We start from the raw sequence: 14,576 nt of genomic DNA on the forward strand, positions 1-14,576 counted from the left end.
CCGTCAGAACGTATTCTTCCACGCCCGCAGCGCCGTGAATACCTCGAGCGGCGCTGCGCCTTCCGCCACGCGCCCGGCAGCGACCAGGCTGAGCACGATCGGTGCTGTCGTCGTGCGCAGGAACGGGTTGGTGGCTTTTTCCAGCGCGATCGTCGATGGAATCGTCGACTGACCGGCGGCGCGGCTGGCCTCGTCGGCCTCCACGCGCGCGGCCAGTGCTGCATTGCCCCCGTCGACGGCCTGCGCGAACGCCAGGTTCGACAGCGTGTATTCGTGCGCGCAGTACACCAGCGTCTCGTCAGGCAGCGCAGCCAGTTGCGCCAGCGACGCGGCCATCTGCGCTGGCGTCCCTTCGAACAGGCGACCGCAGCCGGCGCCGAACAGCGTGTCGCCGCAGAACAGCCAGTGCGCTCCATCGTCGCGCCGCACGTAGGCAATATGCCCCAGCGTATGGCCCGGCACGTCCAGTACATCGAGCGTCAGATCGATGCCCGGCACGGTGATGCGGTCGCCCTGCACCAACGGGTCGGTGACGAGGTCGATGCCGTCGTTCTTCGGGCCGAACACCGGCACATCCCACTCGGTGAGCAGGGCGGGCACGCCACCGATATGGTCAGCATGATGATGGGTGAGTAGAATGGCAGTCAGGCGCAGGTCGTGCGCGGCCAGCGCCGCGCGCACCGGTGCTGCGTCGCCCGGATCGACGACGGCTGCATGCGTGCCGTCGTGAACCAGCCAGAGGTAATTGTCTTTGAAGGCCGGCACTGTCAGTACCGACAGGGCCGGCTGCCGTGGAGGTGTCATGGTCATGTGTATGGTCAAGAGGTGGCATGGATAGCGCTGCCGAGAAATCCATTATAGCGCTCGACAACTGGCTCCAATCGCCAGCGGGCGCCTACGTGCGCGCGTTCGAGCAAGCCTGCCTGGAAGAACTGACGGCCGATATTTTCGGCTACAACGCGCTGCAGATCGGCGTGCCGCAGCTCGATGCGCTGGCCGCCAGCCGCATGCCCAACCGGTGGCAGGTTGCCACGCGCACGTCGAACGCCGACGAACTCGCGTTTGCCTCAAACGGTCGGCAGATCGCGGCGGCAGCCGATTTCACCGAGCTGCCGTTTGCATCGAGCAGCGTCGACCTCGTGGTGCTGCCGCACGTGCTCGAGTTCACGGCAGAACCGCACCAGGTCCTGCGCGAAGTCGAGCGCATCCTGATTCCGGAAGGGCAGGTGATCATCTGCGGCTTCAACCCGGCCAGCCTGTGGGGCATGCGCCAGGGGATCGGGCGGGTCACGCGCAATGGCTACCTGCCGGATACCGGCGAATTCATTTCTATGCCGCGCCTGAAAGACTGGCTAAAATTGCTCAATCTGAGCGCGACGCGCAGCCACTTCGGCTGTTACGCGCCACCGTGCCGCACCGCCCATTGGCTCAGCCGCTTTGCGATGATGGAATCGGCCGGCGGGCGCTGGTGGCCCTACCTCGGTGCGGTCTACGTGGTGCATGCGATCAAGCGCGTCAAGGGCATGCACCTGATCGGCCCCGCATGGAACAAGAAAACGAGCAAGCGGCCGGCAGCAGTGCCGGCGGCAAACCGCATTGAACGAACAGAAAGTGATTAGCAGGGCATGAGCGACTTAACGAGTACAGCAATGAGTGAAGTAAAGAGCGACACCAGCCCGACCCGGGTCGAGATCTTCAGCGACGGCGCCTGCAAGGGCAATCCGGGCACGGGCGGCTGGGGCGCGCTGCTGGTGTCGAACGGGCACGAGAAGGAAATCTTCGGCGGCGAGCCGAACACCACCAATAACCGCATGGAATTGCGCGCCGTGATCGAGGCGCTGGGCGTGCTGAACCGGCCATGCGAAGTCGTGCTGCACACCGACAGCCAGTACGTCCAGAAAGGGATCTCCGAATGGATCCATGGCTGGAAGGCGCGCGGCTGGAAGACAGCGGCAAAAGAACCCGTGAAAAACGAAGACCTGTGGAAGGCGCTCGACCTGGCCCAGCAGCAGCACGCCGTCGAATGGCGCTGGGTGCGTGGCCATAACGGGCACCCCGGCAATGAGCGGGCCGACGTGCTGGCCAACAAGGGCGCCGCCTCGGTACGGCGCTGATCCGTCCCCCGCTGCACACCGCGCCACCGCAGTTGTTATACTGCGCCCGCACCCACTTTGAAGAATTGCACCATGCGTCAGATCGTTCTCGATACCGAAACCACAGGCCTGAACCCCCGCACCGGCGACCGCGTCATCGAGGTCGGCTGCGTTGAAATCTTCAATCGCAAGCTGACCGGCAATAACTACCACTGCTACATCAATCCCGAACGCGAGTCGGACGAGGGCGCACTGGCTGTGCACGGCCTGACCACCGAGTTCCTCAGCGACAAACCAAAGTTCCACGAGATCGCGCACGAATTGCGCGACTTCATCCAGGGCGCCCAGGTGATCATTCACAACGCGCCGTTCGACCTGGGTTTTCTGAACGCTGAATTTACGCGGATGGGCCTGCCGCCATTCGTCCAGTATTGCGACGGCGTCATCGACACGCTGGTACAGGCGAAGGAACTGCACCCCGGCAAGCGCAACTCGCTCGACGCGCTCTGCGACCGCTACGACATCTCGAACGCGCACCGCAAGCTGCACGGCGCGCTGCTCGACTCGGAGTTGCTGGCCGATGTGTATCTGGCGATGACGCGCGGCCAGAATTCGCTGACCATGGACGTGGAAGAAACAACGAGCAACGACGGCGAAGCGCTCGAGATCGTGCCGCTGGGCGACATCATCGTTGTGGCAGCCGCCAGCGACGAACTGGCCGAGCACGATGCGGTGCTGGCTGGCCTGGATAAAAGTGTGAAGGGCAACTGCGTCTGGCGGAATTACGCGCCGTAATTCTGCGGCTGAGGGGTGACGCTGAGGTAATTCTGTGCCATAATATGCCTCGCTTCGGGAGGTTAGCTCAGGGGTAGAGCACTGCATTCACACTGCAGGGGTCGCAAGTTCGAAACTTGCACTTCCCACCAAGAATTTTCAAGGCCAGCAGACATGCTGGCCTTGTTCGTTTCTGTCCAGGTTGTACGGTGCGCCGTCCGGATGCACGCAGTCGATTGCCATTTGGCATAATTTATCGGCTGTGGCATAATACGGCCTCGCTGGGAGGTTAGCTCAGGGGTAGAGCACTGCATTCACACTGCAGGGGTCGCAAGTTCGAAACTTGCACTTCCCACCAACGAATTTGCTTCACCGGACAAGGCCTGCACGTCACCGTGCAGGCCTTTTTTGCATTCTGGGCGTGATCAGGCGGCAGGGGCCCACACAGTCGTTGCCGCGCCAGACCATCTGGCATGATCGATTGTCTAAGAAAACAATGTCTGACCGGGCGCCACGCGCCCGGATTTCAACCGCGCCGCACACCAGGCCCTGTACACTTGGTAGCTATCCACACCGGCGCGGGCGTTCGCACAGGGTGCCTGCCGGCATTTGATCCACACAACTACCGAACTTTTCATGGTAAATGGCCATTACCATCCTTTGCTGGTCATCGTCTCGATCCTGGTCGGCATGCTGGCGTCCTATACCGCGCTGAGCCTGGTCGCGCGCGTCAAGCAGACGCGCGGTCGCGCGCGGTATGCCTGGGTTGCCGGTGGCGCCCTGGCCATGGGCAGCGGCATCTGGGCGATGCACTTCATCGGCATGCAGGCGTTCCGCCTGCCGCTGCCGGTTGGCTACGACACCATGACGACCTTTGTCTCGTGGCTATTACCCGTCGTGTCGTCCGGTCTCGCGCTATGGCAACTACGTCACCGCACGGTCAAGCCGCGGCATTTGGCCGCCAGCGCGCTGCTGATGGGGCTTGCCATCAACGCCATGCACTACACCGGCATGGCCAGCATGCAGATGTTTCCTGCGATCACGTATGTTCCCTGGCTGTTTGCGCTATCGGTCGCCATTGCGATCGGGGTGTCGGCGCTGGCGCTGCAGATCGGCATGCGGATGCACGACGAGGGGCGCGCCCGCCCGGGCCTGCAACTGGCGGCCAGCGTGGTCATGGGCAGCGCCATCGCCGGCATGCATTACACCGGCATGGCCGCCGCGCACTTCGCGCCGGGCAGCGTCTGCCGCGCCGCGCTGGTGGGTGTCGACCAGGATTACCTGGCGGCGCTCGTCACGCTCGCCACGGTCTCGCTGCTGGGCATCACCTTGCTGGCCACCATTTTCGATGCGCGGCTCGCGGCGCGCAACGAAACCATTGCTGCCTCGCTGGTGGCTGCGGCCGAGCGCCAGAAGCTGTTCCTGATCGAGCAGCAGGCGCGGCTCGACGCCGAAAACGTCAGCCAGATGAAGGATGATTTCCTGGCCACGCTGTCGCACGAGCTGCGCACGCCGCTCAACGCCATGCTCGGCTGGTCGCAGTTGCTGCTGCAGGGCGGGCGTGACGAAGCCGCGCTCAGGCGCGGCCTGTGCACGATCGAGCGCAACGCGCGCGCGCAGTCCGAACTCATCGAAGACATGCTCGACATGAGCCGCTTGTTGGCCGGCAAGGTGCGGATCGACAGCGCGCCGCTGCAGCCCCGGGAATTCATCGACGCGGCGCTGGACACGACGCGGCCGGCCGCCCTGGCACGCCAGGTGACACTGGTCAGCCAACTCGATCCGGCGGCCGGGAACATCCTCGGCGACAGCGGCCGCATGCAGCAGGTGCTGGTCAACCTGCTGTCCAATGCCATCAAGTTCAGCGAGCCGGGCGGCGTCGTGACGGTGACGCTGCGCGCGGTGTCGGGCGCCAGTGAAATCACCGTGCAGGACACCGGTGCTGGCATCCCGGCCGCGTTCCTGCCGTTCGTGTTCGACCGCTTCCGCCAGGCCGACGGGTCGTCGACGCGGCGCCATGGGGGGCTGGGCCTGGGGCTGGCCATCGCGCGCCAGCTGGTCGGATTGCAGGGCGGCACGCTCAGCGTGGCCAGCGAAGGCGAAGGGAAGGGCGCAGCGTTCACGCTGCGCATGCCGTTGGCGGGCAGCAGCGCTGCAGCGTCCGCCGCGCTGCCGGCCGTGACGGCACCCGCCCAGGGATTGCCGCTGACAGCACTTGCCCTGCAGGGCCTGACGGTGCTGGTGATCGACGACGCGCTCGATTCGCTCGAGCTGGTGCAGGCAGTGCTTGCGCCCAGCCAGGCCACGATCCTGACCGCCACCGGCGCCCAGGAAGCGCTGCACCTGATCGGGCTGCACCGGCCCGACCTGATCATCAGCGACATCGGCATGCCAATCATCGATGGCTTCGAGTTCATCCGCAAGGTCCGCGCCTTGCCCGACCGCCTGATCGCCAGCGTGCCGGTGATCGCGCTGACGGCGTTTTCGCGCCGGGAAGACGAACAGAAGGTGCTGGCAGCGGGGTTCGATGAATTTCTGGCCAAGCCGCTGGTGCCGGCCGCGCTGCTGCAGACCGTGGCGGCCGTCAATGCACGCCGCACGCCAGTGCCGGCCGCCTGACGCTCAGGCCGCTACGCCCGGCAGCACCAGGTCAAGTTGCAGCGCGCCTTCCGGCCGCCGCAGGCCGGCCACGATATACGCGCGGTTGCGCCCCGCTTCCTTGCCCTTGTACATGGCGCGATCGGCCAGGGCGATGGCTTGCTGCCAGTCCATCGCCGGCGCGGGCGGCTCGTCCTCGGCCGTTGCGAACGGCAGCGCAACGGCGCCGGCCGTCGCGCTGATCGCCAGTCGGGTGCCGTCGGCCAGCACGACCGGCGCACTGGCCAGCGCATCGAGGATGCGCCGTACCAGCAGTGGTCGCTGCACGGGCGTGACGCCCTGCGAATACACGAGGAATTCTTCGCCACCCCAGCGCAGCACCATGTCCGACTCGCGCAGCGTCGCGCGCAGGCGCTTGCCCACCTCGACCAGCACGGCGTCGCCGGCGGCGTGGCCGTAGTCGTCGTTGATGCGCTTGAAGTGGTCGATGTCGAGGAGCGTGAAGCAGTCCGCAGCGTCCGGCTGCGGCGCGGCTTCGCCGGTGCGGCTGCGCATGCGGTCCTGGAACGAGCGCCGGTTGTGCAGCCCGGTGAGCGGGTCGTGCGCCGAGTGGTGCGCCAGTTCCGCGTTCAGTTCCGACAGGCGCTGGCCCGTGCGCTCCGACTTGCGGTACAGCCAGAGCACACCCGAGCACAGCAGCAGCGCCAATGCTGCGCCCAGCGAGGCCGCGGTCTGGATCAGCGTGCGGTGTCGCAGTTCGGCATCCTTGGCGGCATTTTCCAGGCGCAGGCTGTCGATCTGGGCGGCGCGCTCGCGCGCCTTGAACTGTTCTTGCAGCGCCGAGATCGCCTTGTTGCGGTCATCCAGCGACAGTTGCTGGATCACGGTGTCGCGTTCCCGCATCGTGGCGAGCGCTTCCCTGAACCGTCCGGCGCGCTCCAGTGCATGGCTTTTCTCGGCCAGGATGCGTCCGAGCGTGGACAGCGCGCCGGCGCGGCGCATGGCCGCGCAAACCTCGTCAACCAGGCGCATGCCTTCCTGATGGAGGCCCTGGCCGAACAGCGCAAAGCCCAGGTTCGCCGTGGCCATGTGCAGGCTGATTTTGTCCTCACTGCTTTGCGCGGGTATCAGGGCGGCGCGCGCGGCCGTTTCTGCGTCGGCGTACCGGTCCAGTTTGAGATAGGCGTTGGCGATATTGCCTAGCGCATTGGCCTGGACCGACAGCAACTGGTGGGTTTGCGCCAGCGCCAGCGCCCGCTCGAACGCCTCCAGGGCCGCCTCCGGCTGATCCTGCGCGACGAGGGCGCGGCCTTCGAAGAATGACGCCGCCGCATCCAGCCGCGGCGGCAGGCGTCTGGTGCCGGCCCGCACGTCGCGCAGTGTTTCGAGCGCACGCACGGGGTCGCGCGCATTGACGTACATGCGCGCCATGGCCAGCTGGATGTCGGCCTTGCGCGGACTCCACAGGTCGGGATGGTTCTGGACCAGTTCGAGCGCGCGCAGGAAGGCGTGGAGGGCGCGGTCATACTGGCCCACGGCGCTGAAGGCGGCGCCCTGGAGCGCATCGAAGCCGCCCTTGAATTCCAGATTGTCGAGATCGTGGTAGCGGGCGCCGAGCGTTTCCAGCAAGCCAAGCGCGCCAGCGGGATCGTTGTTTTCGATCAGGCGATACACGCGGCCCAGGCTGGCCACTGCCAGATTGCGCGGGTCGTGCGCGGCCGTGGCCAGCTGGATGATCTGTTCGTTGGTCTCATAGGCGGCGCGGAAATTGCCGCCATCAACGTGCACCCGGCGCAGCAGGAACAGATAGCGGATCCGCACCGCATAGGGCGCGCCGGCGATCAGCGTCGGGCCTTCCCGCACCAGCGTGGTGCGCCCCAGCGCATGATCCTGTTCGGCAATCGCAGCGATCTCATCGAGGCGCGCCAGCGGATGCGGCGCGGCGCCGGCGTTGCCCAGCACGAGCGCCAGCCCCAGTGCACTGGCCATCGCTGCGCGCCGCAATCCGTCGTTGCGGGAAGCGGGCGCGGCAAGCGCGGGGATCGGGAGTCCTGCGGTGACAGTCATGGCGGGGGAACAACGGTGTGCGAACGGCGGGAGGCGGCCCATGCGAGATGGGATGGAATCTGCCATCCATTATCGAATGTTGTATTTGGGAAATCAAGAAAGGTCGGACCGGGCGCGCTGTTTACGCAACGCTTGCCAGATTTGCCAGTGGGCACGTAAATTGCAGCAGTTTCGCTAGATTGCTTTGATTCGAGACAACATTCTGGTTATATTGGCACACCTGTAAAAAAGCTGGACGACGGCAGGTACAAGCAGCGGCGGTTTCCAGGTCAGGCAAGCCGGCCCACCAGGCAGGATCCCGGGAGTGCGCCAGCCCATCAGGCAGGCGCAGTAATGACAAGACGCGGGACCACACCATTATTTGATTGGAGAACACGTAGTGAGTATTTTTAGAACCAAGAATCTGGACGCGATGATCGCCGCAAGCGCCAAGCCGGGCGGCCTCAAGAAAGTGCTCGGCCCGACCGATCTGATCCTGCTCGGCATCGGCGCCATCGTCGGCACCGGTATTTTCGTGCTGACCGGCACCGGCGCCGTCACGGCCGGCCCTGGCCTGTCGCTGTCGTTCGTCATCGCGGCGATGGCATGCTGCTTCGCCGCGCTGTGCTACGCCGAATTCGCCTCGACCGTCCCGGTCGCTGGTTCCATCTATACCTACAGCTACGCCACGCTCGGTGAATTCGTCGCCTGGATGATCGGCTGGGACTTGTTGCTCGAATACGGCCTGGCAACGTCGACCGTTGCCGTGGGCTGGTCGGGCTATTTCCAGTCGCTGCTGTCGGGCTTTGGCGTCGTGCTGCCGGACGCGCTGACCGCCGCTCCCGGCGCGCGCCCTGGCGTCGAGACCCTGTTCAACCTGCCGGCCTTCCTGATCATGATGGCCATCACGTTCCTGCTGTCGCTGGGCATGCGTGAATCGGCCCGTTTGAACAACGTGATGGTGATCATCAAGATCAGCGTCGTGCTGCTGTTCATCGCCGTCGGCGTGGGCCACGTCAAGCCGGAGAACTGGCAGCCGTACATGCCGTACGGCATGACGGGCGTGATGAGCGCCGCCGCACTGGTGTTCTTTGCCTTCATCGGCTTCGATGCCGTCACGTCCGCTGCCGAGGAAGTCAAGAATCCGGCGCGCGACCTGCCGATCGGCATCATCGGTTCGCTGATCATCTGCACGATCCTGTACGTCGTGGTCGCCGCGATCATGACCGGCATCGTGCCGCACATGGACTTCAAGGGTGTCGATCACCCGGTATCGCTGGCGCTGCAGGTGGCCGGTGAAGACTGGGTCGCCGGCTTTGTCGACCTGGCCGCGATCCTAGGCATGAGCACCGTGATGCTGGTGATGGCGTATGGCCAGACCCGCATCCTGTTCGCGATGTCGCGTGACGGCCTGATGCCGGCGCGCCTGTCGAAGGTGCACCCGAAATACGGCACGCCATTCTTCGCGACCTGGCTGGTGGGCATCATCTTCGGCCTGATCGCTGCTGTCGTGCCGCTGACGGTGCTGGCCGAACTGGTCAATATCGGTACGCTGGCTGCCTTCACGCTGGTCTCGATCGCCGTCATCGTGCTGCGCAAGAAGCGTCCTGACCTGCCACGCGCATTCCGCTGCCCGGCCGTGCCGCTGATCCCGATCCTGGCGATCATCTTCTGCCTGGTGCTGATGTCGTTCCTGAGCTGGCATACCTGGGTCGCGTTTGCGATCTGGCTGACCATCGGCGCGGCCGTCTACTTCGGCTATGCGCGCAAACATTCACTGCTGAACAATACGCCGCAGTAAGCTGCGTTGCTGGTCCCCCGCCGGCGCGGGGGCTTCATGGTAGGCTCTCGTTGGCGACGCTGTCATGGCGTCTTGTGAACGAATAGTCAAAGGAACCAACCATGAGTGCCATCGTGCTGGGCGGGGGCGACGCCCTCCTGATCGTCGACCCGCAGGTCGACTTCCTTCCCGGCGGCAGCCTGGGCGTCCCGCAAGGCGACGCCGTGCTGGCCGCGATCAATCGCCTGATCGACCTGTACCGCACCCATGGGTTGCCGGTGTACGTGTCGCGCGACTGGCATCCTGCGCTGCATTGCTCGTTCTCTGGCCAAGGCGGCCCGTGGCCCGTTCACTGCGTGGCGGGCAGCGACGGCGCGCGGTTTGCGCCAGCGTTGCAGCTGGATGACGCGATCGTCGTCTCCAAGGCCACCACGGTGGACGTCGATGCGTATTCGGCCTTCAATGGCACTGGCCTGGCAGACGCGTTGCGTGAGCGTGGCATCCGGCGCCTGGTCGTGTGCGGGCTGGCGACTGACTACTGCGTGCTCAATACGGTGCTCGATGGGTTGGCGGCTGGCTTCGAGGTGTTGCTCGCCACTGAAGCGATCCGCGCCGTGAATGTCAACGCGGACGACGGCGACCGCGCGCTGGTGCGCATGCTCGATGGCGGGGCAATGCCGGTACAGCTGGCGGGCGCCGGCCTGGTGGCGGACCTGGCGCTGGGGGCGGCGGCATGATTGAACGTGTCAATCGATAATATTTTTGTAATCCCTATCTTACAGGCTCACAGCGCGCCTACCGATTTTCCTGAAACCGTTCAGCACGGATAATGCGTCACCGTCCATAGAACGCATTTCAAGAATCGAGACATGAGCCCAATGCTGTTAGCCGACGCGCCAGGCGTCCAGAATGCCCCCCTGCCGACCGGGCAGGGCGCCAGGAATCTGTACTTCTCGCTGTATGCCGACCCGGCAGCGCAGCCTGAGGTCGCCACATCGTTCATCGACGAGCAGATTGCGCGCGCGCGCGAGCTGCCCGTCGATCTGCCATCGAATATCAACGACCTGCAGGCGTGGATCGAAGAACGCACCGAGATCGTCGGGCAGGAATACCGCGATTACCTGGCGGCGCGCAAGAATGGCGCGCCGCGCCGTTACTTCGGCACGCGTGCCCATGCGCTGTACTTCATCAAGGGCGTGGCCCCGACCAAGCTGGTCGATGGCGCCTGGCTGTATGGCCTGGTGCGCCAGTGGGATGACGTCGCCTTCCATCCGCTGATCAAGACCTACCTCGAAGAGCTGGGTGACGGTTTGCCGGACAAGAACCACGTGACGCTGTACCGCAAGCTGCTGGCCACGCACGGCTGCGACAGCTGGGACGGCCTGGACGATGACCATTTCCTGCAAGGCGCGCTGCAACTGGCGCTGGGTCACCATGCCGAGCATTACCTGCCAGAGATCATCGGCTACAACCTCGGCTACGAGCAACTGCCCCTGCACCTGTTGATCACGTCGTACGAGCTCAACGAGCTGGGCATCGACCCGTACTACTTCACGCTGCACGTGACGGTTGACAATGCTGCCAGCGGCCATGCCCGCAAGGCCGTGCAGTCGGTCCATGACCTGATGCCACGGGTGGGCGACCGCGATGCCTTCTGGCAGCGTGTCGTCAATGGCTATCGCCTCAATGAACTGGGTGCGAGCACCACGTCGGTAATCGGCGAGTTCGATCTGCAGGACGAGCTGGTGGACATCATGGCGGCCAAGAGCGTCGTCGGCAAGAACATGCACTCGGATTATTGCCGCGTCGCGGGGCGCTCCGTCAACGACTGGCTGACCGAGCCGGCGCAGATCCCGGCCTTCCTTGCAGCACTGGAAGAAGCTGGCTGGATCAAGCGCGGCGAGCAGGTCGAGCACAGCCGCTTCTGGCGCCTGGTCGAAGGCGAGCGCGCCGAGATGTTCGGCGTCTTCAATGCCTACGAATTGCAGGTGCTGCGCGACTGGATTACCAGTAACCCCGAAGGCGGGCAGGCGGCCGGCCCACGCGTGCTGACCGCGCGCGCACGCCAGCGCACGCTCGACCAGCATGGCCTGGGCACCGAGCGGGGCACCGCGTTCCCGGTGCGCGGCCTGATTCGCCGCCACACGGGCGCCGACGCGCAGGACACGGGCAATGAGCTGCGCGTGCTGGAGCAGCAAGTCGCGGCCAGCAGCGGCAAGCAGGAAGCCATGGCGCTGCTGGCGCGCCTGCTGTCGCCCGAAGTGCACCACACCACGGTGGGCCTGATGGCCACCCGGATGTATACGCAACTGTTCGACGCCTGAGGCGTACGGATCGTGCACAAAGCGGCCGGACCACGTGGAGAGCGTGTGCCGGCCGTCGCTTCATCAACACCATAACAAGGGAACACCAACGTGCAAATCCTGGAACAACGCTTCCTGCGCGGACCGAACGTCCACGCCGACTCGCCCTGCCTGCTGTCCGTCATCGACCTGGAAGACCTGTACGGCATCTCGACCCGCGATATCCCCGGCTTCAACGAGACGCTGCTCGCGCTGCTGCCCGCACTCGGCGGCGCGCTGCTCGCCGACGGCGCCCCGGGCGGCTTTGCCCAGCGTCTGGCAGCCGGCACCTATCTGGGGCGCGTCGTCGAGACCGTCGCACTCGAACTGCAGGTGCTGGCGGGCGCGCCTGCCACCTTTGGCCGCACGCGGCCGGTGAACGGGCATCCGGGTCAGTTCCGCGTGGTCGTCGCATACACCTGCGAAAAGCTGGCCGAGCCGGCGTTCGACCTGGCGGTCGATCTGGTCACGGCGCTGGCGCGCGGCGAAGCATTCGCGCTCGAGCCGCGCCTGGAGGAACTGCGCGGCATCGCCGGACGCTACGCGATCGGCACCAGCACGGCAGCGGTGCTGGCGGCGGCGCACGAGCGTGGCATCCCGACCCAGCGCATCACCGAAGAAGCGAACCTGTTCCTGCTCGGCTGGGGCGTGCGGCAAAAGCGCCTGCAGGCGACAACGACGGGCGAGACCAGCTTCATCGCGGTCAAGATTGCCAGTGACAAGCAGTTGACCAAAGCGTTGCTGAAGGAAGCCGGCGTGCCGGTGCCCGAGGGCGACGTGGTCACCACCGTCGAAGCGGCGCAGCGCGTGGCGCGGCGCCTGGCGGTGCCGGTCACGCTCAAGCCGCTGGACGGCAACCAGGGCAAGGGCGTCACGGTGGCCTGCGCGACGCCCGAGGATGTGGCGCTGGCATTCGAATTCGCGCGCGGCTTCGGCCGGCGCGTGATCGTCGAACGCCATGTCGAGGGACGCGACTACCGCGTGCTCGTGGCCTGCGGCCGTGTGGCCGCGGCATCGTGCCGCCGCCCGGCGCACGTCATCGGCGACGGCATCCTGACGGTGCGCGAACTGGTGAAGATCGAAAACGCGAACCCGGCGCGCGGCGCCGGCCACGCGACCATCCTGACCCGCATCACGCTCGACGAGCACGCGAACGACATGCTGGCGCGCCAGGGCTTCGATGTGGACAGCGTGCTGCCGGTGGGCGTCACGGCCGAACTGCGCGGCAATGCGAACCTGTCGACCGGTGGCACCGCCGAAGACGTGACCGATCAACTGCCGGAATCGACGCGCCTGTTGTGCGTGCGCGCCGCCGCCAAGATCGGTCTGGACGTGGCCGGCATCGACATCGTGTGCCAGGACATTGCGCAGCCGCTCGCGGCGCAGCGGGGCGCGGTCATCGAAGTCAATGCCGCTCCCGGTATCCGCATGCACCAGTACCCGAGCGCGGGCGAGCCGCGTGACGCCGGCGACGCCATCGTTGAAGGCTTGATGGGCAATACCGACGGGCGCATTCCCGTTATCGCGCTGACCGGCACCAATGGCAAGACCACGACGACCCTGCTGGTCGCGCACGCGGCGCGCATGGCGGGCAAGGTCACGGGCGTGACGACGACCGAAGGCGTGTTCATCGACGGCAAGCAGGTCGTCAAGGGCGACTGTACCGGCTACTGGTCGGCGCGCACGGTGCTGGGTGCGCCGGAAGTCGAGGTCGCGGTGCTGGAGACGGCCCGGGGCGGCATCCTGAAACGTGGCCTCGCATTCGATCGCTGCGACGTCGCGATCGTGCTGAACATCGCGGCGGACCATCTCGGCCTGGATGGTGTCGACACGATCGAGGACCTGGCGCAAGTCAAGGCGGTGGTGGCGCAATCGGCCTCGAAGGCGGTGGTGCTCAATGCCGAAGACGCGCTGTGCGTGCAGATGGCACGCCGCATCAAGCCGGGCGCCGAAGTGCTGTTCTTCTCGATGGATCCGGAAAGCCCGGTGATGCTCAAGCACCTGGAAGATGGCGGACGCGGTGCGTATCTGCAGGATGGCGCGGTGGTGCTGGCCGATGGCCACAGCCAGCAAGCGGTGCTGCGGGTAGAAAGCATGCCGGTCTCGTTCGGCGGCCTGGCGCGCTTCAACATCGCCAATGCGCTCGCCGCAGCTGCCGGCCTGATGGCCGCCAACTTCAATCACTTGCAGATCGCCGCCGGCCTGTCGACGTTTGTCTCGAATGGCCGCACGAACCCGCTGCGCACAAATATGTTCGATGTGCGCGGCGTGACGGTGATCGTCGACTACGCCCACAACCCTGCTGCCTACGCCGCCATGGCCGACATGGCACGCGGCATGTTGCCGGGTCAATTGATCGGCATCGTGACGGCGCCCGGCGACCGCCGCGACACCGACCTGGAACAGATCGGCCGCGTCTGCGGCGAGCGGTTCGACGAGCTGGTCGTCTACGAATCGCAAAGCCGTGGCCGCGTACCGGGCGAAACGGTCGACCTGATCCTGACCGGCGCCGAAGAAGTCGTGGGCATCAGCGACACGCTGCATCGCGAGCTGGACGTCGGGAACGCAATCCGTTTGGGCCTGAGCCTGTGCAAGCCGGGCGACGTCCTGATCTTCGCCTGCGGTTCATCCCTGCAAGTGTTCGTCGACGCCATCCGCGTCACCGACCCCGAAAGCGCCGCCCTGATCGCCGCCCAAACGGCATAGGCCAAAGATCACGAACAATTAGGGTCAGAGTAGAATTATTGAGCAATTACTCACCGTGTAAGCAGTCTCAGCCATGCCGGATTGCTTATCGGAAAAAAGTTGTCAAAGAATTCGACACTGACCCTAATTGTTCAGTTTCTTCAGGTTGGGTGGTAAGGCAATAATTAATTGGGGTCAGTGTCGAATTGTTTTGCAATTGATTCTGGTAAGCCCAGGATTCATGAAAAACGGCCCGTG

10 protein-coding genes and 2 tRNA genes are annotated in these 14,576 nt (G+C 65.3%); 10 read left to right on the forward strand and 2 right to left on the reverse strand.

Annotation, left to right across the window (positions count from 1 at the left end; translation table 11 throughout):
* Window positions 1-3: 3 nt before the first annotated feature.
* A complete protein-coding gene (gene gloB, locus AC56LN_RS11195) occupies window positions 4-804 on the reverse strand; it encodes a hydroxyacylglutathione hydrolase (protein WP_499572478.1) in 801 nt (266 codons plus the stop codon).
* A 26-nt stretch (window positions 805-830) separates the two neighbouring features.
* Between gloB and AC56LN_RS11200 the strand changes: the two genes are divergently transcribed.
* The 6 genes from AC56LN_RS11200 to AC56LN_RS11225 all read left to right on the forward strand — a co-directional run bounded on the left by AC56LN_RS11200 (window position 831) and on the right by AC56LN_RS11225 (window position 5,486).
* Window positions 831-1,619, forward strand: coding sequence for a class I SAM-dependent methyltransferase (locus AC56LN_RS11200; protein WP_482898640.1), 789 nt, complete (start codon window positions 831-833; stop codon window positions 1,617-1,619).
* A 30-nt stretch (window positions 1,620-1,649) separates the two neighbouring features.
* Complete coding sequence (gene rnhA / locus AC56LN_RS11205; protein WP_499571738.1) at window positions 1,650-2,114, forward strand: ribonuclease HI; 465 nt, start codon at window positions 1,650-1,652, stop codon at window positions 2,112-2,114.
* A 72-nt stretch (window positions 2,115-2,186) separates the two neighbouring features.
* Window positions 2,187-2,888, forward strand: coding sequence for a DNA polymerase III subunit epsilon (gene dnaQ / locus AC56LN_RS11210; RefSeq protein ID WP_499571740.1), 702 nt, complete (start codon window positions 2,187-2,189; stop codon window positions 2,886-2,888).
* A gap of 56 nt (window positions 2,889-2,944) precedes the next feature.
* Window positions 2,945-3,019: transfer RNA gene (locus AC56LN_RS11215), tRNA-Val, on the forward strand.
* A 131-nt stretch (window positions 3,020-3,150) separates the two neighbouring features.
* Window positions 3,151-3,225: transfer RNA gene (locus tag AC56LN_RS11220), tRNA-Val, on the forward strand.
* Between the two features lie 278 nt (window positions 3,226-3,503).
* The gene (locus tag AC56LN_RS11225; RefSeq protein ID WP_499571741.1) at window positions 3,504-5,486 is read left to right on the forward strand and encodes an MHYT domain-containing protein; all 1,983 of its coding nucleotides are present in this window, start codon (window positions 3,504-3,506) and stop codon (window positions 5,484-5,486) included.
* Window positions 5,487-5,489: 3 nt separating this feature from the next.
* On the opposite strand, the gene AC56LN_RS11230 is transcribed toward AC56LN_RS11225, so the two are convergent.
* The gene (locus AC56LN_RS11230; RefSeq protein ID WP_499571743.1) at window positions 5,490-7,532 is read right to left on the reverse strand and encodes a GGDEF domain-containing protein; all 2,043 of its coding nucleotides are present in this window, start codon (window positions 7,530-7,532) and stop codon (window positions 5,490-5,492) included.
* A 379-nt stretch (window positions 7,533-7,911) separates the two neighbouring features.
* On the opposite strand from AC56LN_RS11230, the gene bcaP reads away from it, so the two are divergent.
* From bcaP to cphA, 4 genes are all read left to right on the forward strand, one after another.
* A complete protein-coding gene (bcaP, locus tag AC56LN_RS11235) occupies window positions 7,912-9,312 on the forward strand; it encodes a branched-chain amino acid transporter BcaP (protein WP_482898645.1) in 1,401 nt (466 codons plus the stop codon).
* Window positions 9,313-9,413: 101 nt separating this feature from the next.
* Entirely contained in the window at window positions 9,414-10,028 is a 615-nt protein-coding gene (locus tag AC56LN_RS11240) for an isochorismatase family protein (protein WP_499571745.1), read from the forward strand.
* Window positions 10,029-10,160: 132 nt separating this feature from the next.
* Window positions 10,161-11,615, forward strand: a complete 1,455-nt coding sequence (locus AC56LN_RS11245) for an iron-containing redox enzyme family protein (RefSeq protein ID WP_499571747.1) — start codon at window positions 10,161-10,163, stop codon at window positions 11,613-11,615.
* 90 nt (window positions 11,616-11,705) lie between these two features.
* Entirely contained in the window at window positions 11,706-14,339 is a 2,634-nt protein-coding gene (gene cphA, locus AC56LN_RS11250) for a cyanophycin synthetase (RefSeq protein WP_499571749.1), read from the forward strand.
* Window positions 14,340-14,576 lie beyond the last annotated feature (237 nt).

It is taken from the genome of Telluria sp. ZT3P26, assembly GCF_059686035.1.

Excerpts from the sequence above, each read along its gene's own strand:
- rnhA (WP_499571738.1), top strand. The coding sequence starts at position 1,650 with ATGAGTGAAGTAAAGAGCGACACCAGCCCGACCCGGGTCGAGATCTTC.
- dnaQ (WP_499571740.1), top strand. The coding sequence starts at position 2,187 with ATGCGTCAGATCGTTCTCGATACCGAAACCACAGGCCTGAACCCCCGC.
- AC56LN_RS11200 (WP_482898640.1), top strand. The coding sequence starts at position 831 with ATGGATAGCGCTGCCGAGAAATCCATTATAGCGCTCGACAACTGGCTC.
- AC56LN_RS11225 (WP_499571741.1), top strand. The coding sequence starts at position 3,504 with ATGGTAAATGGCCATTACCATCCTTTGCTGGTCATCGTCTCGATCCTG.
- AC56LN_RS11230 (WP_499571743.1), bottom strand. The coding sequence starts at position 7,532 with ATGACTGTCACCGCAGGACTCCCGATCCCCGCGCTTGCCGCGCCCGCT.
- AC56LN_RS11245 (WP_499571747.1), top strand. The coding sequence starts at position 10,161 with ATGAGCCCAATGCTGTTAGCCGACGCGCCAGGCGTCCAGAATGCCCCC.
- AC56LN_RS11240 (WP_499571745.1), top strand. The coding sequence starts at position 9,414 with ATGAGTGCCATCGTGCTGGGCGGGGGCGACGCCCTCCTGATCGTCGAC.
- gloB (WP_499572478.1), bottom strand. The coding sequence starts at position 804 with ATGACACCTCCACGGCAGCCGGCCCTGTCGGTACTGACAGTGCCGGCC.